This is a genomic window from Janthinobacterium sp. GW823-FHT03B06, from assembly GCF_058796955.1.
On sequence record NZ_JBXAJE010000005.1, the window covers coordinates 292,272 to 313,764 of the forward strand.

A 21,493-nucleotide genomic window follows, 5' to 3' on the forward strand; every position below is an offset into this window, starting at 1 on the left:
GAGGGGAGGGGGCGCATGATAAAATTTGTGGTCTTCAACATGGACGCTAGCCTGACTTGGCCTTCTAGGCTAAGGGATAACGATTATAGCGAGGCCGGGCGTCATTCCGATACAAATTGATATCGGACGGGCGAATTGGCAACGACAACGACAGCCACAGCGAAAGAACTTGTTTTGAAAGCATCCGAATTGACCCAAAATATTCCTTCCCGCCTGGTGATTGCCACGCGCGAGAGCCGTCTTGCCATGTGGCAAGCCGAACACGTGCGCGCGCGCCTGGCCGCCCTGTATCCGCAGTGTAGCGTTGAAATTCTCGGCATGACCACACGCGGCGACCAGATTCTGGACCGCGCCCTGTCCAAGGTAGGCGGCAAGGGCCTGTTCGTCAAGGAACTGGAAGTGGCGATGGAAGAGGGCCGCGCCGACCTGGCCGTGCATTCGCTCAAAGACGTGCCGATGGAGTTGCCGGCAGGCTTTGCCCTGGCCGCCATCCTCGAGCGCGAAGACCCGCGCGACGCGTTCGTGTCCAACGATTACGCCAGCCTGGCCGAGCTGCCGCACGGCGCCGTCGTCGGCACCAGCAGCCTGCGCCGTCAGTCGCTGATCGCCGCGCGCTACCCGCACCTGACGATTCTGCCCCTGCGCGGCAACCTCGACACGCGCTTGGGCAAGCTGGACCGTGGCGATTACGCCGCCATCATCCTGGCCGCCGCCGGCCTGAAACGCCTGGGCCTGGCGTCGCGCATCCGCGCCGTGCTGGCGCCGGAAGACAGCCTGCCTGCCGCCGGCCAGGGCGCGATGGCGATCGAGGTGCGCGCCGGTCGCGCCGACGGCGTCGACATGACGGCCCTGCTGGCGCCGCTGAACCATATTGATACGGCGCAAGCCGTCACGGCCGAGCGCAAGGTGTCGAAGATCTTCGGCGGCAGCTGCCAGATTCCGCTGGCCGCGTTTGCCACTGTCGAAGGCGACAGCATGCGCTTGCGCGCCATGGTCGCCACGCCGGACGGCGCGCGCATGGCCAGCGCCGAGTTCGAAGGCCCGGCCAGCGCGCCGGAGCTGCTGGGCGAACAGGTGGCCGAGCTGCTGCGCGCACAGGATGCCGCCGGCATCCTCGCCTCGTGCGCCATTACGCCCGACAACCATGAAGGCCTGGCGCCGCATGCCTGACACGGTGGTGATCACGCGGCCCGCGGCGCAAGCGGGGCCGCTGGCCGCCAGGATCGCGGCGCTGGGCTGGCCCGTGACCCTGCTGCCGCTGCTGGAAATCCACGCGCTCGATGGCGCAGATGAATGCGCGCAGCTGCAAGCCGTGCTGGCGCGCCTGGCGGAATATGACCTGGTGGCCTTCGTCTCGCCGAACGCCATCGATTGCGTCTTTGCGCACCTGTCCGCCTGGCCGCCAGGCGTGCCGCTGGCCGTCGTGGGCGAGGGCAGCCGGATGGCCTTGGCCGCGCATGGCGTCACGGATGCGAATGCCAGCATCACCAGTCCGCTCGACACGGCGCGCAGCGATTCCGAACATTTATTGCTGGCGCTGGACTTGCCGGCCCTGCGCGGCAAGCGCGTGCTGATCGTGCGCGGCGACGGCGGACGCGATTACCTGGCCGAGGGCTTGCGCGCCGCTGGCGCCGAGGTCGAGTTCGTCACAGCCTACCGCCGCCAGGTGCCAACGCTGACGCCGGCCTTGCGGGCGACCCTGGAAAAGCTGTTGCAGCATAATAATGACTGGATCATCACCAGCTCGGAAGCGCTGCGCGGTTTGCTGGCGCTTCTTGAGGAATTGGATGCTGAAAAGACGGCTGTTGTGAAAATGCAACAGCAACATCTGATCGTGCCGCACGCCCGCATTGCACAAACGGCGGCGGCCCTGGGTTTTGCCCGTGTCACCCTGACAGGATCAGGCGACGCAGGAGTGCTCGCCGCGTTACAATCACGACCATGAACGAAATGCCTACACTCTCCGAACCGAATGCAACGCCTGGCAGCGCCGTGAAGACGGCGCCGCAGGCGGCCGACCAACCTGCCGGCCGCGCGCCGACCTTGCTGGAACAGCTGCAAAAGCCCATGAGCATCGCCGTCATCGTGCTGGCCGTGCTGCTGGCGGCGCAAAGCTGGTCGTCCAGCAAGCAGATCCGCAACCTGCGCGAAGAAGTGGCCAAGCGCCTGCAAAAGGGCGATGTCAGCAATGCCGAAACGGGCGTGCTGGCGCGCACCGTGCAAGAAGGCACGAAAGAGCTGGAAATCAAGGTGGGGGCGCTGGAAAACCGCCAGAGCGAAACGCAAAGCCAGCAGCTGGCCCTGGAACAACTGTATAACGACTTGTCGAAGAACCGCGACGAGTGGGCGCTGACGGAAATCGAGCAAGTGCTGTCGACGGCCAGCCAGCAGCTGCAACTGGCCGGCAACGTGCCCGGCGCGCTGATCGCCCTGCAAAACGCGGACCGCAGCCTGTCGCGTTCCGACAAGCCGCAATTCATCACTATCCGCCGCGCCATCGGGCGCGACATGGAAAAACTCAAGGCCCTGCCCAGCGTCGATTCGACGGGCGTGGCCCTGCGTCTCGACGCCGTGATCGCCCAGGTCGATTCCTTGCCGATGCTGTCCGACGAAACGCCGGCCTTGCCGGCCGCGCCGGAAAAACCGGGCAAGGCCAAGCCCGTGCGCGATGCCAGCGGCAAGCTGGTGGGTCCGCCGGCGCCGGAACCGCTGCTGCAAAAGGTGCGCGACGGCTTCAATACCTGGAGCGGCGACATGTGGGCCGACGTGCGCCAATTGATCCGTATCCGCCGGGTCGATACGCCGGAAGCGCTGATGCTGTCGCCGACGCAATCGTATTTCTTGCGCGAAAACGTCAAGCTGCGCTTGCTCAATGCCCGCATGGCCTTGTTGTCGCGCAATGAAACGGCGTTCCGCAACGACTTGATCGCCGCGCAGGATGCGCTGGCCAAGTATTTCGACACCCGCGCCAAGAGCACGCAGACGGCGCAAGCCCTGCTGCGCCAGGTGCAGGGCAGCAATCTGGCCATCGAAATGCCAACCTTGTCCGACAGCCTGACTGCTGTGCGCAACTACAAAGCGAAGTCCTGAGCCCATGCGTCTATTTCTCTGGTTACTCGCCCTGATGGCCGCGGCGATCGGTATCGCCGTGACGGCCCGTTTCAACCCTGGCAACGTGGTGCTGTTCTATCCGCCGTACCGCATCGATTTGTCGCTGAACTTCTTCCTGCTGCTGCAGGTCGTGCTGTTCGTGCTGCTGTACCTGCTGGTGCGCGCCGTGCGCGCCACCGTGCGCATGCCGGCGCAAGTGGCGGCCTACCGCCAGCGCAAGCGTGAGCGCGATGGCAACAAGGGTTTGCGCGAAGCCTTGAAAGCCCTGTTCGAAGGCCGTTTCGGCCATGCAGAGAAGGCCGCCTTGCGCGCCGCCGAACTGGACGAAAACGCCGGCCTGGCCGCGCTGATCGGCGCGCGCGCCGCGCACCGCATGCGCCAGTCCGAACGCCGCGACAGCTGGCTGGCCCGCGTCGAAGGCGACGCCAGCCTGAAGACGGCCCGTCTGATGACGGTGACGGAATTGCTGGTCGACGACCACCAGCCGGAAGCGGCGCTGGCCGCCGTGCGCGAACTCAACGCCAGCGGCACGCGCCATATCCACGCGCTGCAATGGTCGCTGAAAGCCGAGCAGCAGGCGAAGAACTGGCCGGAAGTGCTGCGCCTCGTGCGTTCGCTCGACAAGCACCGCGCCCTGCATCCGGCCCTGTCGTCGCGCCTGCGCGAACTGGCTTATGACCATTTGCTGTCCGACCCGTCGCATGACGCGGAATCCTTGCTGCGCGTATGGTCGACCGTGCCGAGCGCCGACCGGGTCAAGCCGTATATCGCCTGCCGCGCCGCCACGGCCCTGAATGCGCGCGGCCTGCATGACGAAGCGCGCCTCGTGTGCGAAGAGTCGCTGGCCGCCGACTGGGACGAGCGCGTCGTGCGCGCCTACCGCGAAGCGGCGGCCCCGAGCGGCACGCCGGCCTTGCTGCTGCAGATCGAGCATTGCGAGCAATGGCTGAAACAGCGTCCGCTCGATGCGGAACTGGCGCTGACCCTCGGTACCTTGTGCCTCAAGCAAAAACTGTGGGGCAAGGCCCAGCGCCACCTGGAGCAGGCTTTGTCGGACGCCAACGAGCCGCAGATGGTGCGCGACGCCCACTTGAAGCTGGCGCAGATGCACGACGCCTTGCAGCAGACGGAACAGGCTGCCGCCCATTACCGGCAGTGCGCGCTGGCCACCATCCTGTAAGCCTTGTAGGCCATTTCTCCAGACGTAAAAAAGCCGTTCAGTGCAGACTGAACGGCTTTTTTTATGCGCACCCCATGGCGGAGTGCGCTGCTGCGTTGCTATTTACTTCTTCGGTACGGCGGTGCCTTCGGGCAGGGCATACGCGATCAGCGTGTCGCTCATCTTCGTGCCCAGCGAGCCGTGGCCACCGGCCATGACAACGACGAACTGGCGTCCCGACTTGTTCGACACATAGCTCATCGGCGTAGCCTGGCCGCCGGCTGGCAAACGGGCTTTCCAGATGACTTTGCCGTTGCTGACGTCGTAGCCGCGGATGTAGTAGTCGAGCGTGCTGCTGAGGAAGGTCACGCCGCCGCCCGTGGTGACCATGCCGCCCAGGCTGGGCACGCCCAGCGGCAACGGGATCGGCACGGGACCGCTGTCGCGCGTGGTGCCGTTCTTGTGCATCCACACTTTTTTCATGGTGCGCAGGTCGACGGCGGCCACATAGCCCCACGGCGGTGCCTGGCATGGGAAGCCCAGCGGCGACAAAAAGGCCTTGATTTCCACGGCAAACGGGACGCCCGTCTGCGGCTGCAAGCCCATTTCGCCGCCCGTGCCGCCCTTGGCCGTCGTTTCGGCGCGCGGTACGAGTTTTTCCAGGAAGCCCATGTAGTCAGGGTTGACGATCAGTAACTGGCGCACGGGGTCGATGGCCGCGCCGCCCCATTCGAAGATGCCGAGCGGGCCCGGCGAGATGACGGCGCCCTTGCCGGCCGTTTGCGGCGTGAACGGGCCTTCATAGCGGCGTTCCTTGAAGATGATGCGGCAGGCGAGCTGGTCGAACGGCGTCGTGCCCCACATGTCCGCTTCGCTGATATTGCGTTCAGGCAAGAAGGTCAGGGCCGAGAACGGCTGCGTGGGCGACAGGGTGTCGCCGGTGGCAGGATTGCTCGTCGGTACGGGTTTTTCCGGCGCCGGCACGACCAGGCTGCCGTCGCGGCGGTCGATCACATAGATGTCGCCCCGTTTCGTCGTGGCGACGACGGACGGGACTTTGCCTTTCGGCGTGTCGATGTCGACCAGGCTAGGCTGGCCGCCGATATCCATGTCCCAGATATCGTGGTGCACGGTTTGGTAGACCCAGCGCACTTTGCCGGTCGCCAGGTCGAGCGCGACGATGGCGCTGTTGAATTTCTCGCCATTCTTGTTGCGGTTGCCGCCCCAGGTATCGGGGGTTTCATTGCCCATCGGGATGTACACCATGCCCAGCTTTTCATCGATGCTGGCCACGCCCCACGAGTTGGGCGAGTTGTTGGTGTAGTTCTTGCCTTCAGGGAAGGGCTTGGTATCTTCCGGCGTGGCCGGGTCCCAGTTCCACATCAGCTTGCCCGTGACGGGATCGTAGCCGCGGATCACGCCCGACGGTTCTTCCGTCGAATGGTTGTCCGTCACGCTGGCGGCGATCACGGCCATTTTCTGCGAGACGGCGGGCGGCGAGGTCGGCATCAGGAAACCGCGCTTGATCATGGCCATGTTTTTATACAGGTTGACGACGCCGTTGTTGCCAAAGCTCTTGCACGACTCGCCCGTATCGGCGTTGACGGCGATCATGGTGCCGTCCATGGTCGGCGCCAGGATGCGGCGCGGGCATTCCATGCCGGCCGCTTCGGGGGCCGGGTTGTTCTTCGCGCGGCCCGCGTTGACGTCCCAGTAGGCGACGCCGCGGCAGATCATGTGCTGGTAGCTGGCTGCGTCGCGGTTGATCTTCGGATCGTGGCGCCAGATTTCCTTGCCCGTGTCCGGGTTCAGGGCGATGACGATATTGTGCGGCGTGCACAGGTACAGCATGTCATTGACCTTCAGCGGCGTCACTTCGTTGGCGATCTCGCCCGGGTCGTTCGGTCCCTTGAAGTCGCCCGTGTGGTAGGTCCAGGCTTCTTTCAGGCCGGAAATATTCGCCGGCGTAATCTGCGCGGCCGGGGCATAGCGGTCGCCATAGCCGGAGCGGCCATACGCGGACCAGTCGTTGTGCTCGACGCCGGGCGCCTGGTCGCCGGTGGCGGTGGCGGCCATGTTTTCGGCTGGCACGTCGCCATGCAGGTCATGGTAGTCCTGGAACAGGGCGATGACGCCGGCGATGACGGTCAGGGCCACGGCGGCGGACAGGGCCGTGCGTCCCAATTGCCCCTGTTTCGTGGCGGCGGGTGGCGCCAGGCGGCGGCTGACGAAGGGCAGCAGCAGCCAGACGGCGGCGGCAAACCAGATGTCGAGGCGCGGCAGCAATTGCCACCAGTCGAATTTCACTTCGATGACGGACCAGATGAGGGTGGCGGTCAGCAAGAAGGCGAGGAAAGCTTGCGCGCTGCGCTTGCCCTGGAATACCAGCACGCCGGCGACGAGCATGCCTATGCCGGCCAGCAGGTAGTACCAGGAGCCGCCAAGCGTGGCCAGCCAGATGCCGCCGCCCAGCAGGGCGAGGCCAAACAGAATGAAAATAACGCCGGTGACCTTTAATAAAGGCCCGGGCCGGAAAGAGGGAATCATCATATTCCTTTTTGCAAGGATTTATCGGTGGCGCGTTGAAAGCGCCATATTGAATTCAGGGAAGGCGTCGATTGCAGAATATACAAAGTTTGGAATCACCAGAATGTGACAGTTTATCAGAATTGATGATTGTCTTCTGGTCGCGCCATTTTTTGGCCAGGTCGTCATTTGAATCAAATAAATGCTTCAAATAAGCGCAAAGATTATGCTGGATGGTTGAGTTTCGGGGCTGGCAGGCTTGATGGCCATCGATGGTGAGACGGCCGCGCCATCACGCGCTGACAGTTCGGGGAGAATAAGCCTGACACAGTTGTTATAAGTGGCTGCAATAAATGCAATGCCGGTTATGATAACCATGTTCGCTGGATGGTGATATTGAAATGAAAATATGACGATATTTCAGGTATTAACTCGGGGGCGACCGTAGTAATGCTTAAGTGTTTCTACTTATTATTCCCAATGGCCTGTTTATTCTCTCGGCAGCAGCTTGCGCGTGCCGGACGGCCGTGCTGGCGAGTGTTGCTGGCTGGACGCGCAAAACGCCGGCGGGCCGCTGCTGCATCGCACAAGCTGCCTGTACTTCGCTATAATTGCGCGGTTAAAACACCATCCGCTAATGAGGAACCCCATGAGTTTGAATAACGTCTCTTCCGGCCGCGACCTGCCGAACGATTTCAACGTCGTCATCGAAATCCCGATGAATGCCGATCCGATCAAGTACGAAGTCGACAAGGAAAGCGGCGCGATCTTCGTCGATCGCTTCATGGGTACCGCCATGCATTACCCGTGCAACTACGGCTACGTGCCGAACACCCTGTCGCCGGACGGCGATCCGGTCGACGTGCTGGTCATCACCCCGTTCCCGCTGATCCCGGGCGTGGTCGTGCGCTGCCGTCCTATCGGCGTGCTGAAAATGACCGACGAGTCGGGCGAAGACGCGAAAGTGCTGGCCGTGCCAGTCGACAAGGTCCTGTCGATTTACAGCCACTGGCAAAAGCCGGAAGACTTGAACGAACTGCGTTTGCGCCAGATCCAGCATTTCTTTGAGCACTACAAAGATCTGGAAAAAGGCAAATGGGTCAAGATCGACGGCTGGTATGGCCCTGACGTGGCCAAGGAAGAAATCCTGGGCGGCGTCGCCGCCTACAAGGCAGATGCTGCAAAAGCCTAACAGCATCAGTTAAAAAACGCTCCCCGCCAGTCATGGCCGGGAGCGTTTTTTTATGCGCGAAACGGACTGTGTTCGTTCAACTCATCGAGATAGGCATCGATGCCGCCCCGTTCGCGCTCGAGGAAGCGCTGCACGGCGTCGGCAAAGGCCGGGTGCGCCAGCCAGTGGGCGGACCAGGTCTTTTGCGGCAGGAAGCCGCGCGCCATCTTGTGCTCGCCCTGGGCGCCCCCTTCGAAGGTGGCGATGCCGTTGGCGATGCAAAATTCCAGCGGCTGGTAGTAGGCCGTCTCGAAGTGCAGGCACGGCACATGCTCGAGCGCGCCCCAGTAGCGGCCATACAGGGTGTCGGCCGTGTGGATCACCAGCGAGGCGGCGATGGCCCGGCCTTCGCGCTCGGCGATCACCAATAGAATGTTCTGCGGCATGGTCGCGCCTATGCGCCGGAAGAAGTCCAGCGACAGATAGGGCGAGGAGCGGTGTTCCGCATAGGTATTGCTGTAGCAGCGGTGGAACAGCTTCCAATCGGCATCAACAGCATTGACGCCCCGGACCTGGCGCATGGTCACGCCCGCTTCCCGCACCTTGCGCCGCTCGGCGCGGATATTCTTGCGTTTCTTGTGTTCCAGGGTGGCGAGGAATTGCTCGAAATCCGCGTAGCCGGGATTGAGCCAGTGAAACTGCACGCCGCTGCGCATCAGGTAGCCAGCCTCGGCCAGCTGGCGCGCCTCGCTTTCCGGCGGGAACAGAATATGGCAGGACGACACGTCGGCCGCCTGCTGCTGGGCCTGCAGGAAGGCCAGCAGGGCGGCGCGCGCTTCGCCATCGCGGGCCAGCAAACGCGTGCCGCTGACGGGCGTAAAGGGAATAGCGGACAGCAGTTTCGGGTAGTATTCGAGGCCATGCTGCTGATAGGCATCGGCCCAGGCCCAGTCGAACACGTATTCGCCATACGAGTGCATTTTCAGGTACAGGGGCAGGGCGGCGGCCAGCGTGTCTCCTTGCCACAGCACCAGGTAATTCGGTTGCCAGCCCGTGTCCGCGCTGGCGCAGCCGGACTCGTGCAGCGCGTGCAAAAAGGCATACGAGAGGAAGGGATTGCTATCCGCCTGGCGCGCCAGCAGTTCAGACCAGGCCGCTTCGCCAATTTCAGCCAGGGTAGTGACGATAGCCGTGCGATAATTCATTGTTGTAGTGTGCATTCATCACTCTCGGGGCGCCACCATCGGCCTGTGTGCCCCTGTCTTGTTTAATAGAACGAAAATATCCATCATCATGACAGTCAAAGTCGCAATTGCTCAAATGAATAGTACGGTCGGCGATCTGGCCGGCAACCGTGCCAAGATCTTCGACCTTTCCCGCCGCGCCTTTGAAGCGGGCGCCGATATCGTGCTCACGCCGGAACTGTCGCTGGTCGGCTATCCACCCGAGGACTTATTACTGCGCAATGCATTCTACGCAAAAACGCAGGAAGCGTTTGCGGGGCTGGCGGCCGACCTGGCCCAGTTCAAGGATTTGCACGTGGTGGTGGGCGTGCCCCTGCAGGACGAGAAGGGCGTGCGCCACAATGCCGCCTCCGTGCTGCTCAATGGCGAAGTGCTGGGCACCTACCGCAAGCACGACTTGCCGAACACCACCGTGTTCGATGAAAAACGCTACTTTACGTCGTCGGACCAGGCTTTCGTGTTTGGCGTGAAGGGCGTGCGTTTCAGCATCAATATCTGCGAAGACACGTGGTTCGAGCATGCACCGATGCGCGCCCGCGCTGCCGGCGCGCAAGTGCTGCTGGTGCCGAACGGTTCGCCCTACCATATGAACAAGCAGCATCTGCGTTATGAAACCATGCGCAAGAACGTCAGCGCGCAAGGCATGGCCCTCGTGTACGCCAACCTGGTCGGCGGCCAGGACGAGCTGATTTTCGACGGCGATTCGTTTGTCATGGATGCGGCCGGCACGATTTGCGCTCAGCTGCGCCATTTCGAGGAAGACTTGCAACTGGTCGAGTTCGACGGCGCCACGCCCGTGCCGCAGCCGCTGGCCACGCCGTTGACCACCGAGGCGCAGGTGTACCAGGCGCTGGTGCTGGGCGTGCGCGACTATATAGTCAAGAACGGCTTTCCGGGCGTGCTGATCGGCATGTCGGGCGGCGTCGATTCCGCGCTGACCCTGGCCATCGCCGTCGATGCACTGGGCGCCGACAAGGTGCGCGCCGTGATGATGCCGTCGCAATTTACGGCCGATATCTCGTGGATCGATTCGCGCGACATGGTAAAACGCCTCAATGTGCGCTACGATGAAATTCCGATCAAGCAAACCTTTGACGCCTTCCGCGCTACCTTGGCCGGTGAGTTCGCGGGGCTGGCGGAAGACGCGACGGAAGAAAACATCCAGGCGCGCATCCGCGGCACCCTGCTGATGGCCCTGTCGAACAAGCATGGCAGTATCGTCTTGACGACGGGCAACAAGAGCGAGATGGCGGTCGGTTATTGCACCCTGTACGGCGACATGGCGGGCGGCTTTGCCGTGATCAAGGATATCGCCAAGACGCTCGTGTACCGCCTGTGTGCCTGGCGCAACAGCGTGTCGGACGTGATTCCCGAGCGCATCCTCACGCGGGGACCGTCGGCCGAGCTGCGCGCCGACCAGCTGGACCAGGATTCCTTGCCGCCATATGACGTACTCGACGGCATCATGCAGCTGTACATGGAAGAAAACCGGCCGATCGCCGAGATTATCGAGGCTGGCTACCCGCCGGCCGATGTGGCCCGGGTCACGCGCCTGATCAAGATCAATGAATACAAGCGGCGCCAGTCGCCGGTGGGCATCCGCGTCACGCACCGTGGCTTTGGCCGCGACTGGCGCTATCCGATTACCTCGAAGTTTTACGAGTAAGGCGGGGTCCCGTTAAGCCAGCTAATGAAGAACTGACGATTATCAATAAGGAGAAAGCCATGAAACAGATTACCGCCATCATCAAACCATTCAAGCTCGACGAAGTACGCGAGGCGCTGGCCGACGTGAACGTGACGGGCTTGACCGTGACGGAAGTGAAGGGCTTTGGCCGCCAGAAGGGTCATACCGAGCTGTACCGTGGCGCCGAGTACGTGGTCGACTTCTTGCCGAAAGTCAAAGTCGAAGTGGTGGTGGACGACAGCGTGTCGGAACTGGTGGTCGACGCCATCATCAAGGCGGCCCGCACGGGCAAGATCGGCGATGGCAAGATCTTCGTGCGCGACGTGGAGCAGGTCATCCGCATCCGCACGGGCGAGACGGGTCCGGACGCGGTCTAAGTTTTCTTGCCGGAGGCTGCGCCAACGATGTTGTCGGATTACGGCTCTTCGAGCCTGATCCGACCTACCGCCTGATATACGTTGCTACGCGTAGGTCGGCTTAGCGCGCCAGCGCGTAAGCCGACGCTGCTGAGCCACCCAAGCTGCCGGATTGCGCATCAGCGCCCCAGCCGCATGTCGAATTTCCAGCAGATCAGGCGCAGTATCGTGATGCCGCTGGCGCTGGTCCACAGCGCGAAGTCGTGCTCGGCGCCGAAGTGCATCTGCAATAAATAAGCCCAGCAGCCGAAGAACGCGCAGATCGCATACGGTTTGCCGTCGCGAAACACCATCGGCACTTCGTTGCAGACGATGTCGCGCATCACGCCGCCAAAGATTCCCGTAATTACCCCCATCATCGACGCAATAAAGATCGGCATGCCGGCGCGCATGGCTTCGGCCACGCCGGCGATGGCGAACATGCCCAGGCCGATGGCGTCGGCGATGACGATCAGGCGTTCCGAGACGATCTGGCGCAAATGCTGGATCAGGGGCGCGGCCGTCAGGGCCAGAACGAAGATCAGGATCGCATATTCCTGGTGCGAGACCCAGAACAGGGGCCGCTTGTCGAGCAGAATGTCGCGCAAGGTGCCCCCGCCGAACGCCGTGATGAAGGCCACGACGAATACGCCGACCAGGTCCATGCGCTTGCGCCGCGCTTCGATGAAGCCGGAAAACGCGCCCACCAGGATAGCGATGACCTCAATGATCTTGATCAGCGAGCCAGGCGGCAATTGGGGTGGCATCATGGGTGGAGCGCGTGCACGAGACGCTAAGCAGGAAATAATTGTCACAGGTTAACATGACACGGCCCCGAATGGTGGCAAACGGGGCCGTGTGCAGGGTGTAACTTGTTACTGAATTGTAATTTCTTGCTATCTATCCTAGCGGATGGGCTGCAGGGCTGCCGAGAGCAGCACGACGAGGGCGCCATCGCCCCCTTCGGAGCGGCGCGCCTGGCAAAAGGCGATGACTTCATCCTTTTGCACGAGCCAGCTGTGCACCATCGATTTCAAGACCGGTTCCTGGCCTTTCGAGCCAAAACCCTTGCCGTGGATTACGCGCACGCAGCGCAGCTTGCGCCGCGTCGCCTGGTTCAGGAAGGCGCCGATGCCGTCGCGCGCCTCGTCGCGGCGCAAGCCGTGCAAGTCCAGCTCATCCTGGATGGGCCAGTGGCCCTTGCGCATCTTCTTGATCACGTCCGGCCCCACGCCGGGGCGGGCGTAGTTCAGGGCCGGATCGTTTTCCAGATAATGGTCGACCTCGAACAAGTCCGACAGCGACTCGCGCAGCACGGCCGCGTCGTCCTCTTCCGGGGATAACTTGCGCGCGGGCTGCTGGACGCTTGCCGCGCCCGCCTTGGGCAGGCTGGGCATGTAGCGGTCCGACTCGGGCAGGCGCTTGACGCCGCCGATGCTGGCCTTGAACAGATTGCTTTCCACGGCCTGCACCTTGACCTGTTGCGCGCGCTCAGCCGCGGCTTGCGCGCGCGCATCGGCCTGCTCCTTGAGCTGCTTGCTGACCGCTTTCAGGTCGGCAAAGTCTTTCATCGACGCCATGCGACGCTTACTCCTGGCCTTCCAGGTAGCGCTGGGCGTCCAGTGCTGCCATGCAACCCGTACCGGCGCTGGTGATGGCCTGGCGGTAGATATGGTCTTGCACGTCGCCGGCGGCAAACACGCCCGGTGCGCTGGTGGCCGTGGCCATGCCTTCCAGGCCCGTCTTGGTCTTGATGTAGCCGTTATGCATTTCCAGCTGGCCTTCGAAGATGCCCGTGTTCGGCTTGTGGCCGATGGCGATGAAGACGCCATGCACGCTCAGCGCTTCGACCTTGCCGTCGATGGTCGATTTGATGTTCAGGCCCGTCACGCCGCCTTCGTTGCCCGTCACTTCGTCCAGAGTGTGGTTATATTTCAACACGATCTTGCCCTCGGCAACCTTGGCGTTCAGGCGGTCGATCAGGATCGCCTCGGCGCGGAACTTGTCGCGGCGGTGGATCAGCGTGACTTTGTTGGCGATGTTCGACAGGTACAGCGCTTCCTCGACGGCCGTATTGCCGCCGCCGACGACGGCCACTTCCTGGTTGCGGTAGAAGAAACCATCGCAGGTGGCGCAGGCGGACACGCCCTTGCCCATGAATTCCGCTTCCGACGGCAAGCCCAAGTATTGCGCGGACGCGCCCGTGGCGATGATCAGGGTGTCGCACGTGTATTCGTGGCTGTCGCCCTTCAGGCGGATCGGCTTTTCATTGAGGAAAGTGGTGTGGATGTGGTCAAACACGATTTCCGTATTGAAACGCTCGGCATGCTGCAGCAAACGCTGCATCAGGTCCGGGCCTTGCACGCCCATCGGGTCGCCGGGCCAGTTTTCCACGTCGGTGGTGGTCATCAACTGGCCGCCTTGTTCCACGCCGGTGACCAGCATCGGGTTCAGGTTGGCGCGGGCGGCGTAGACGGCGGCGCTGTAGCCGGCTGGGCCGGAGCCGAGGATCAAAACGCGGGCGTGTTTGGTAGTGGTCATGGGAGGCTTCTCTATGAGTGGGGTCTATCCGAATTGGGGGCATACGCGCGAAGAACAAGGCTGTATTGCGCTTGCGCAAGCAATCCTCGATTATAGACCAAGCCGCCTGTAGCGACGAATCGTGGGGCCGTCCGGGGCATATATGGCTTAGAATACTTCCTTATTATGGGAAATTCCCTTTCAGAAACATTTTTCACCTTGCAGCGCTTCCCAGAATGACTAAACCAGCCCAGGCCAATCAAAATAGCTACACCCGAAAACCGGTCGAACGCCGGCCCTTGCCCAACCGGCTGGTACGGCTGCTGTCCGAGGCGCGCTGGTTCGCGCTGGCCGCGTTTGCCCTGTATTTCGTGCTGATACTGGCCAGCTTCAACAAGCTCGACCCCGGCTGGTCGCACGCCACCAATGTCGACAAGGTGGCCAACCTGGGCGGCAAGCTCGGCGCGACCTTTTCCGATCTGTTGCTGTATATCTTCGGCTTTTCCGCCTGGTGGTGGTGCGTGTGGCTGCTGCGCACGGTGTGGAATGGCTATCGCCGGCTGAGTAAGCGCTTCCTGCTGGAAGAGGAAGAGGTGGAGCGCGAGCACCATGTCGAGATGCTGATCCGCATCGTCGGCTTTTCCATCATGCTGATCGGTAGCATGGGGCTCGAATACCTGCGCATGGCGAAAAGCCTGCACGTGCAGCTGCCGCGCGATCCGGGCGGCGTGCTGGGCCAGCTGGTGGGGCATTCGGCCCACGTGGCTTTCGGTTTCACCGGCGCTACTTTATTACTGTTGCTGCTGTTCGGCCTCGGTTTCAGCCTGTTCTTCCATGTGTCGTGGTTGCAAGTGGCCGAACGCATCGGCGGCGCCATCGAAGACGCATTTAATTGGTTCGTGCTGCGCTACCAGGACCGCGAAGACCGCCGCCAGGGCGAAGTGGCTGCCGTGCGCCGCGATGAAGTGGTGGTCATCGAGCGGGCCAAGCACGTGGAAAAGCACGTGGCCGCGCCGCCCGTGAAGATCGAGCCGCAGGTGGTGACCGTGGTGAAATCCGAGCGCGTGGAAAAGGAACGCCAGGCGCATCTGTTCGAGAACCTGGGCGATGGCAAGCTGCCGCCGCTGTCCTTGCTCGACGAAGCGCCGCCCGTGGTGGAAACCGTGTCCGTGGAAACCCTGGAATTTACGAGCCGCCTGATCGAAAAGAAATTGTCGGACTTTGGCGTGGATGCCAAGGTAGTGGCCGCTTACCCCGGCCCCGTCGTGACGCGCTATGAAATCGAACCGGCCACGGGCGTCAAAGGCAGCCAGATCGTCGGCCTGGCGCGCGACCTGGCCCGTTCGCTGTCGCTCACCTCGATTCGCGTCGTGGAAACCATTCCCGGCAAGAACTATATGGCGCTCGAACTGCCGAACAGCAAGCGCCAGATCGTGCGCCTGACGGAAATCCTCGGCTCCAAGGTCTACAACGATGGCGTGTCAAGCCTGACGATTGCGCTGGGCAAGGATATCGCCGGCAAGCCCGTCGTGGCCGACCTGGCCAAGATGCCCCACTTGCTGGTGGCCGGCACGACCGGTTCCGGCAAGTCGGTCGGCATCAATGCCACGATTTTGTCGCTGCTGTACAAGTCCGATCCGCTCGACGTGCGCCTGATTTTGATCGATCCGAAGATGCTGGAAATGTCCGTCTACGAAGGCATCCCGCACTTGCTGGCGCCCGTCGTGACGGACATGCGCCAGGCCGGCCACGCGCTGAACTGGGCCGTGAACGAGATGGAACGCCGCTACAAGCTGATGAGCAAGATGGGCGTGCGTAACCTGGCCGGCTACAACGCGAAGATTGCCGACGCGAAAAAGCGCGAAGAACATATCCCGAATCCGTTCAGCCTGACGCCGGATTCGCCCGAGCCGCTGGAAAAACTGCCGACCATCGTCATCATCATCGACGAGCTGGCCGACTTGATGATGGTGGTGGGTAAAAAAGTCGAGGAATTGATCGCGCGTATCGCGCAAAAGGCCCGTGCCGCCGGTCTGCACTTGATTCTGGCCACGCAGCGCCCATCTGTAGACGTGATCACGGGGCTGATCAAGGCGAATATCCCGACGCGTATCGCCTTCCAGGTCTCGTCGAAGATCGACTCGCGCACCATTCTCGACCAGATGGGCGCGGAAACCCTGCTGGGCATGGGCGACATGCTGTACATGCCTCCCGGCACCGGCCTGCCGATGCGCGTGCACGGCGCGTTCGTGTCGGATGAAGAAGTCCACCGCGTTGTCAGCCATCTGAAGCTGCAGGGCGAACCGAATTACATCGAGGGCATCCTCGAAGGCGGCACCCTGGAAGGCGACGGCGCCGAAGGCGGCGCGCCGGGCGAGGGCGGCGGCGAGGCCGATGCCCTGTACGACCAGGCGGTGGCGGTGGTGCTGAAAAACCGCCGCGCCTCAATTTCGCTGGTGCAGCGTCATTTGCGCATCGGCTACAACCGCGCGGCCCGTCTGCTCGAGCAGATGGAGCAGAGCGGGGTGGTATCAACCATGCAATCCAATGGCAACCGGGAAATCCTGGTGCCGGCGGCGAGTAGTGAACAAGGGTAACGGAATGAAGAATACGACTTTCGCAGCAAAAATGATCATCGGCGCGGCCAGCGTCGCCTGCAGTATGCTGTTCGCGGCCAGCGCCTCGGCCAGTGCGTTGGAGCAGTTCAAGAGCTTTGCCGCCGGCACCAAGTCGGCCAAGGGCGAGTTCGTGCAGCGGCAAGTCAAGAAGGCGGACGCCAGCGGCAAGGCGAAAGTGTCGACGCCAGCCAGCGGCACGTTCGAGTTTGCCCGCCCGGGCAAGTTCATCTGGACCTATCTGAAGCCGTACGAGCAACTGCTGCAGGCGGACGGTGACAAGCTGTATATCTACGACAAGGACTTGAGCCAGGTGACGGTCAAGAAACTGGGCGACGCGCTCGGTTCCTCGCCAGCCGCCATCTTGTTTGGCAGCAACGACCTGGAAAAGAATTTCACCCTGGCCGAAGCGGGCACGCGCGATGGCCTGGAATGGCTGAAGGCGACGCCGAAGGCCAAGGACACGACCTTCGACGAAATCACCATCGGCCTGCGCAACGGCGTGCCGGAGGCGATGGAATTGCGCGACTCGTTCGGGCAGACGTCGGTGCTGGCGTTCAAGAATTTCCAGAAGAATCCGGCACTGTCTGCGAACCATTTCAAATTCGTGATGCCTAAAGGCGCGGACGTGATCAACAACTAAGTTTTTCACGTGCTGTTTTTTTGACCGGCCTCGCACCATGCGGGGCCTTTGCATTCTTACCCGGTACATATTATGGCGGATCTTTTTTCCACCGCACCGCGCCAGCCGCTGGCCGAAGCCTTGCGGCCTGCTACCCTGAACGAAGTCATCGGTCAGACGCATCTGCTGGGCGTCGGCAAGCCGCTGCGCCTGGCGTTCGAGGCGGGCAAGGCCCATTCGATGATCTTGTGGGGGCCGCCCGGCGTGGGCAAGACGACCTTGGCGCGCCTGATGGCTAACGCGTTTGACAGCGAATTCATCGCCCTGTCGGCCGTGTTTGCAGGGGTGAAAGATATCCGCGCGGCCATGGACCAGGCCCGCCACAGCCTGGACCAGTTCGGCAAGCACACTTTATTGTTTGTCGACGAAATCCACCGGTTTAATAAATCGCAACAGGACGCCTTGCTGCCTTTCGTGGAGTCGGGTCTGGTGACGTTTATTGGCGCCACCACCGAAAACCCCAGCTTCGAAGTCAACTCGGCGCTGCTGTCGCGCGCGCAAGTGTATGTGTTGAAGTCGCTCAACGAAGACGAGATGAAGCAGTTGCTGGCCAAGGCGCAAAGCACGGCGCTGACGCATTTGACCTTCGACGAGGCGGCCGCCGATACCCTGATCGGCTATGCGGATGGCGATGCGCGCCGCTTTTTGAACTTGCTGGAACAGGCCGAGACGGCCGCCAGCTCGACGGGCACGACCACCATTGACGCGGCCTTCGTCGACAATGCGCTGACCTTGAATTCGCGCCGCTTCGACAAGGGCGGCGACAATTTCTATGACCAGATTTCCGCCCTGCACAAGTCCGTGCGCGGTTCGAACCCGGATGCAGCCTTGTACTGGTTTTGCCGCATGATCGACGGCGGCGCCGACCCGCGCTATCTGTCGCGGCGCATCGTGCGCATGGCCTGGGAGGACATCGGCCTGGCCGACCCCCGCGCCTTGACGATGGTCAATGATGCGGCGGAAACATATGAACGCCTCGGTTCGCCCGAAGGCGAGCTGGCCCTGGGCCAGGCCGTGATTTACCTGGCGATCGCCGCGAAAAGCAATGCCGGCTACAACGCGTTCAATACGGCCATGGCCTTCGTCAAGAAAGACAAGTCGAAGGAAGTGCCCGTGCACTTGCGCAATGCGCCGACGAAGCTGATGAAGGAACTCGGTTACGGCCACGCCTACCGCTATGCGCACGACGAGCCCGATGCCTATGCGGCCGGCGAAACGTATTTTCCGGACGGCATGGCGGAACCGGGCTGGTACCAGCCCGTGCCGCGCGGGCTGGAAAGCAAGATTGCCGACAAGCTGGCCTGGCTGCGCGAGCTTGACAGGAAAGCAGGAAAGCCGGCCGGCAAGGGCTGAGGCTACAGGCCCAGCAAGGTAAAACCGTCGTCCTGCGGCGCGTAGCCGACCAGCCGGCGCGTCGCGTCGATGGATAGCCGCTTGTAGCGGTTGTCCGACACCCCATGCACGACGTGGTAGCCGGGCGGCACGTCCGCCACGATGCAGCGGGCCAGCAGCTGCACCACGTCGCGCTCGCTGATGAAGGCGGCGATGTCGCGCGCGCTGTGCTCTTGGCCTGGCGCAAGGCGGGCCACGTTGGCGATGCGCACGGCGATCGCCGTCATGCCATGCTGGTGCGCGAAGGCCGACGCCACGCCTTCGCCGAAGGCCTTGCTGGCGCCATACATGTTCGCCGGGCGCGCCGGCATGTTCTCATGCACTTGCATATCGAGCGGATAGCCTTCGATGGCTTGCGCGCTGCTGGCGAATACCACTCTTTTCACTCCCTGTGCCTGTGCCGCGCGGAAGATGTTGTGCGTGCCGATGATGTTCGGCTGCAGCAGTTGCGCATCGAAATCGGCGCTGGCGTGCGGCACGCCGGCCAGGTGCAGCACCACGTCAATGTCCAGGCAGGCGGCCAGGCAGGCGGCGTAATCGCTGACGTCGAGCTGCATGGACGGGCAGGGCGCTTGCGTCAGCCCGTCCGTGTGCAGGTCGGCCAGGCGCAGGGAGAATTCCCCGTGCCGGCGCTTCCAGAAAGCGGTGCCGATGATGCCGGCGGCGCCCGTGACGAGGACGCGCAAAGGTTGTTGAATCATGTATTCCTTGTATTGAGTGTGTGAGGCAGTGTCTGGTTCAGCCAGCGCAGCAGGGCGGGGCGCGGGGCGGCCGTCCCATGCACGCGGATGCGTCCGTTGCCCACGGCTTCGACCAGCACCAGGCCGTCATTCGGTATCGTGTAGCGTTCACCGCTGCGCAGCACGCAATCCTCGAACTGGGCATAGGCCGTGATCCAGGCCGTGCCGGACAGGCATTCGATGACCCTGGCGCGCGCTTTTTCCAGGCGCAAGGGGCGTTCGCTGCGTAATTCGTGGTCGGTTTGCATGGCATCGCTCCTGTTGTGCGGACAGGAACAGCTTAGGCGCTGGGCTTGAACCATGACAGATGCAGGAAACCGAAATTGTCATGCATACAGTGTGCTTCGTCGTACACTGTGCTTGTCAAAAAAACGGGCAACTGTATCTGTGCGTGCCGCGCGCGCCAGCCGCATACTGAAGGGATGAACATGAATGCGCCTTTGAATCTGTACGAGCACCTGGCCAACGAGCTGGGCGCCCTGATCGACGCGCGCGTGTTCGCGCCCGGCGACCGCCTGCCGTCGATCCGCCACCTGGCGCAGCAAAAGCGCATTTCCGTCAGCACGGTGATGCAAGCCTTGCGCCTGATGGAAGACCGGGGGCAGGTCGATGCGCGGCCCCAGTCCGGCTATTTCGTGCGCCACCGGGCGCCGCGCCGGCCCTGCAGCGCGGACGCGCAGCATTTGAAGGAGCCGGCCTTTGTCGGCATCAACAACCTGTTGATGCGCGTGCTGAAGGAAAATGAGGCGCCCGCTATCGTGCAGCTGGGCACGGCCTGGCCGCCCGACGAGATATTGCCCATCAAGCGCATGCAGCGCACCATCAGCGCGGTGGCGCGGCGCGAGCCCGCTTTATTGAGCAAGGTCAGTTGCTACGACGTCAGCGAAGGCAATTTCTTGCGCCAGGTCACGCGCCGGGCGCTGGACTGGGGCAAGCTGGACCCGCACGAGATCGTCGTGACGAATTCCTGCACGGAAGCGATCAGCCTGTGCCTGCGCGCCGTGGCCAAGCCGGGCGACACCATCGCCATCGAGTCGGCCACGTATTTCGTGCTGCTGCAGATGATAGAAAGCCTGGGCATGAAGGCGCTGGAAATCCCCACCGACCCGAAGACGGGGCCGTCGCTCGATGCGCTCGAGCTGGCCTTGCGCGCCGGCCTCGTGCAGGCGTGCCTGTTCGTGCCGAACGCGAATAATCCGCTCGGCTGCGTCATGCCGGAAGCGAACAAGAAGCGGCTGGCGGGGCTGCTGTCGGAATTCAATATTCCGCTGGTGGAAGACGACGTGTATGGCGACCTGTGCTTTGCGCCGCAGCGCCCGTGGCCTGTGAAGGCTTACGACACGAGCGGCAATGTGCTGCTGTGTTCCTCGTTTTCCAAGGCCATCACGCCCGCGTCGCGCGTGGGCTATGTGCTGGCCGGGCGTTTCGCGCAGGAAGTGGCCTTGCTGAAAACCGTGTCGAGCGGCGCCACCAGCCATTTTTTCCAGGCCGTACTGGCCGATTTCTTGGAGGGCAGCGGCTACGACCAGCAGCTGCGCAAGATGCGGCGCACGCTGGTGCAGCGCATCGCGCGCATGTCCGATGCCGTGGCGGCCAGCTTTCCGGTCGACTGCATGCTGTCCGAGCCGCAGGGCGGTTTCGTGCTGTGGGTGCAGATGCCGCCGCAGGTCGATGCGCTGGCCCTGCATGGCCAAGCCATTGCGGACGGCGTGGCGTATATGCCGGGCCAGCTGTTCTCGGCTTCGGGCAAGTTCGGCAATTATCTGCGCCTCAATTGCGGCAATGCGTGGACGCCGCGCATCGAGCAGGCGATCGGCCGGCTGGGCCGCCTGGTGCATGAGGCCTTGTAACTATTCTTTGCGTTTCAGTCCCCGTTTTTCACCGTTCGCTCCCTGTTTTTCGCCGCCGGTCGCAAGCCGGTGGCCTTGTTTGCCGCCGTTGGCTAAAGTAGCACCATACCAGCAGCAGTCAACGACGCAAACTAACCAGGAGTCACATCATGCACGCACTGAAAAACATGGAAATCGCCTTTATCGCCGCCGCCGTCCTGGCCATCGGCGGCAGCTTCGCCACCGCCGGCGCCAACACGGTGGAGGTGAGCGCCACGTCGACCCTGATCGCCCAGGCCGCCGACAGCACGATGCCCGTCGTCACCGTCAGCGCCCGCCGCCTGACCGCCGCCGAAAAAGCCGCTTTCATTTAAGTATCCGCCGTAAAGCGGGCGCGAGTGCCCGGCCATGCCGCCATGACG

Annotated in this window: 19 protein-coding genes; 12 read left to right on the plus strand and 7 right to left on the minus strand. The window is 62.6% G+C overall.

Annotation, left to right across the window (positions count from 1 at the left end; translation table 11 throughout):
- The first annotated feature begins 174 nt into the window (after positions 1 to 174).
- From hemC to AC1RBA_RS18765, 4 genes are read left to right on the plus strand one after another with little or no spacing between them, the layout of a single operon-like run.
- Entirely contained in the window at positions 175 to 1,170 is a 996-nt protein-coding gene (hemC, locus tag AC1RBA_RS18750) for a hydroxymethylbilane synthase (protein ID WP_409026811.1), read from the plus strand.
- Positions 1,163 to 1,945 carry a uroporphyrinogen-III synthase gene (locus AC1RBA_RS18755; protein ID WP_492419612.1) on the plus strand — a complete coding sequence of 261 codons (783 nt, stop codon included), beginning with the start codon at positions 1,163 to 1,165 and terminating at the stop codon, positions 1,943 to 1,945. Before hemC ends, AC1RBA_RS18755 begins: the two co-directional genes overlap by 8 nt.
- Positions 1,942 to 3,090 carry a uroporphyrinogen-III C-methyltransferase gene (locus AC1RBA_RS18760; protein WP_070291290.1) on the plus strand — a complete coding sequence of 383 codons (1,149 nt, stop codon included), beginning with the start codon at positions 1,942 to 1,944 and terminating at the stop codon, positions 3,088 to 3,090. The genes AC1RBA_RS18755 and AC1RBA_RS18760 overlap by 4 nt, the downstream gene beginning before the upstream one ends.
- 4 nt (positions 3,091 to 3,094) lie before the next feature.
- Positions 3,095 to 4,291 carry a heme biosynthesis protein HemY gene (locus AC1RBA_RS18765; protein WP_071650305.1) on the plus strand — a complete coding sequence of 399 codons (1,197 nt, stop codon included), beginning with the start codon at positions 3,095 to 3,097 and terminating at the stop codon, positions 4,289 to 4,291.
- 102 nt (positions 4,292 to 4,393) lie between these two features.
- Here AC1RBA_RS18765 and AC1RBA_RS18770 read toward each other — a convergent pair whose 3' ends face one another.
- Positions 4,394 to 6,820 carry a membrane-bound PQQ-dependent dehydrogenase, glucose/quinate/shikimate family gene (locus AC1RBA_RS18770; protein ID WP_492419545.1) on the minus strand — a complete coding sequence of 809 codons (2,427 nt, stop codon included), beginning with the start codon at positions 6,818 to 6,820 and terminating at the stop codon, positions 4,394 to 4,396.
- Positions 6,821 to 7,445: 625 nt separating this feature from the next.
- Between AC1RBA_RS18770 and ppa the strand changes: the two genes are divergently transcribed.
- Positions 7,446 to 7,988 carry an inorganic diphosphatase gene (gene ppa / locus AC1RBA_RS18775; RefSeq protein WP_070225002.1) on the plus strand — a complete coding sequence of 181 codons (543 nt, stop codon included), beginning with the start codon at positions 7,446 to 7,448 and terminating at the stop codon, positions 7,986 to 7,988.
- Positions 7,989 to 8,038: 50 nt separating this feature from the next.
- Here ppa and AC1RBA_RS18780 read toward each other — a convergent pair whose 3' ends face one another.
- Complete coding sequence (locus tag AC1RBA_RS18780; protein ID WP_492419613.1) at positions 8,039 to 9,172, minus strand: GNAT family N-acetyltransferase; 1,134 nt, start codon at positions 9,170 to 9,172, stop codon at positions 8,039 to 8,041.
- An 88-nt stretch (positions 9,173 to 9,260) separates the two neighbouring features.
- Between AC1RBA_RS18780 and AC1RBA_RS18785 the strand changes: the two genes are divergently transcribed.
- Together AC1RBA_RS18785 and AC1RBA_RS18790 are read left to right on the plus strand one after the other, a co-directional pair.
- Positions 9,261 to 10,877: an NAD+ synthase gene (locus AC1RBA_RS18785; protein WP_492419547.1), complete on the plus strand. Its 1,617-nt coding sequence runs from the start codon at positions 9,261 to 9,263 to the stop codon at positions 10,875 to 10,877.
- 59 nt (positions 10,878 to 10,936) lie between these two features.
- The gene (locus AC1RBA_RS18790; protein WP_034758685.1) at positions 10,937 to 11,275 is read left to right on the plus strand and encodes a P-II family nitrogen regulator; all 339 of its coding nucleotides are present in this window, start codon (positions 10,937 to 10,939) and stop codon (positions 11,273 to 11,275) included.
- Between the two features lie 158 nt (positions 11,276 to 11,433).
- Here the strand turns inward: AC1RBA_RS18790 and AC1RBA_RS18795 are convergent, their stop codons facing one another.
- From AC1RBA_RS18795 to trxB, 3 genes are all read right to left on the minus strand, one after another.
- The gene (locus AC1RBA_RS18795; RefSeq protein ID WP_034786156.1) at positions 11,434 to 12,063 is read right to left on the minus strand and encodes a trimeric intracellular cation channel family protein; all 630 of its coding nucleotides are present in this window, start codon (positions 12,061 to 12,063) and stop codon (positions 11,434 to 11,436) included.
- A gap of 135 nt (positions 12,064 to 12,198) precedes the next feature.
- Complete coding sequence (locus tag AC1RBA_RS18800) at positions 12,199 to 12,873, minus strand: Smr/MutS family protein (RefSeq protein ID WP_492419549.1); 675 nt, start codon at positions 12,871 to 12,873, stop codon at positions 12,199 to 12,201.
- Between the two features lie 7 nt (positions 12,874 to 12,880).
- Positions 12,881 to 13,834, minus strand: coding sequence for a thioredoxin-disulfide reductase (gene trxB, locus AC1RBA_RS18805; RefSeq protein WP_034786153.1), 954 nt, complete (start codon positions 13,832 to 13,834; stop codon positions 12,881 to 12,883).
- Between the two features lie 215 nt (positions 13,835 to 14,049).
- On the opposite strand from trxB, the gene AC1RBA_RS18810 reads away from it, so the two are divergent.
- The 3 genes from AC1RBA_RS18810 (at position 14,050) to AC1RBA_RS18820 (ending at position 18,463) form a co-directional block, all read left to right on the plus strand.
- Positions 14,050 to 16,410 (plus strand): DNA translocase FtsK, encoded by a 2,361-nt coding sequence (locus tag AC1RBA_RS18810; RefSeq protein WP_070225006.1) that lies wholly within the window; start codon positions 14,050 to 14,052, stop codon positions 16,408 to 16,410.
- A 31-nt stretch (positions 16,411 to 16,441) separates the two neighbouring features.
- On the plus strand, positions 16,442 to 17,071 hold the full coding sequence (gene lolA / locus AC1RBA_RS18815; protein ID WP_099410692.1) for an outer membrane lipoprotein chaperone LolA: 630 nt from the start codon (positions 16,442 to 16,444) through the stop codon (positions 17,069 to 17,071).
- 72 nt (positions 17,072 to 17,143) lie between these two features.
- The gene (locus AC1RBA_RS18820) at positions 17,144 to 18,463 is read left to right on the plus strand and encodes a replication-associated recombination protein A (protein WP_070225008.1); all 1,320 of its coding nucleotides are present in this window, start codon (positions 17,144 to 17,146) and stop codon (positions 18,461 to 18,463) included.
- A gap of 2 nt (positions 18,464 to 18,465) precedes the next feature.
- On the opposite strand, the gene AC1RBA_RS18825 is transcribed toward AC1RBA_RS18820, so the two are convergent.
- A complete protein-coding gene (locus tag AC1RBA_RS18825; RefSeq protein WP_492419552.1) occupies positions 18,466 to 19,203 on the minus strand; it encodes an NAD-dependent epimerase/dehydratase family protein in 738 nt (245 codons plus the stop codon).
- On the minus strand, positions 19,200 to 19,490 hold the full coding sequence (locus AC1RBA_RS18830) for a DUF2917 domain-containing protein (RefSeq protein ID WP_492419554.1): 291 nt from the start codon (positions 19,488 to 19,490) through the stop codon (positions 19,200 to 19,202). Before AC1RBA_RS18830 ends, AC1RBA_RS18825 begins: the two co-directional genes overlap by 4 nt.
- Positions 19,491 to 19,670: 180 nt before the next feature.
- Between AC1RBA_RS18830 and AC1RBA_RS18835 the strand changes: the two genes are divergently transcribed.
- Together AC1RBA_RS18835 and AC1RBA_RS18840 are read left to right on the plus strand one after the other, a co-directional pair.
- On the plus strand, positions 19,671 to 21,092 hold the full coding sequence (locus AC1RBA_RS18835) for an aminotransferase-like domain-containing protein (protein WP_492419556.1): 1,422 nt from the start codon (positions 19,671 to 19,673) through the stop codon (positions 21,090 to 21,092).
- Positions 21,093 to 21,241: 149 nt separating this feature from the next.
- Positions 21,242 to 21,445 (plus strand): hypothetical protein, encoded by a 204-nt coding sequence (locus AC1RBA_RS18840; protein ID WP_492419558.1) that lies wholly within the window; start codon positions 21,242 to 21,244, stop codon positions 21,443 to 21,445.
- Positions 21,446 to 21,493: the final 48 nt, after the last annotated feature.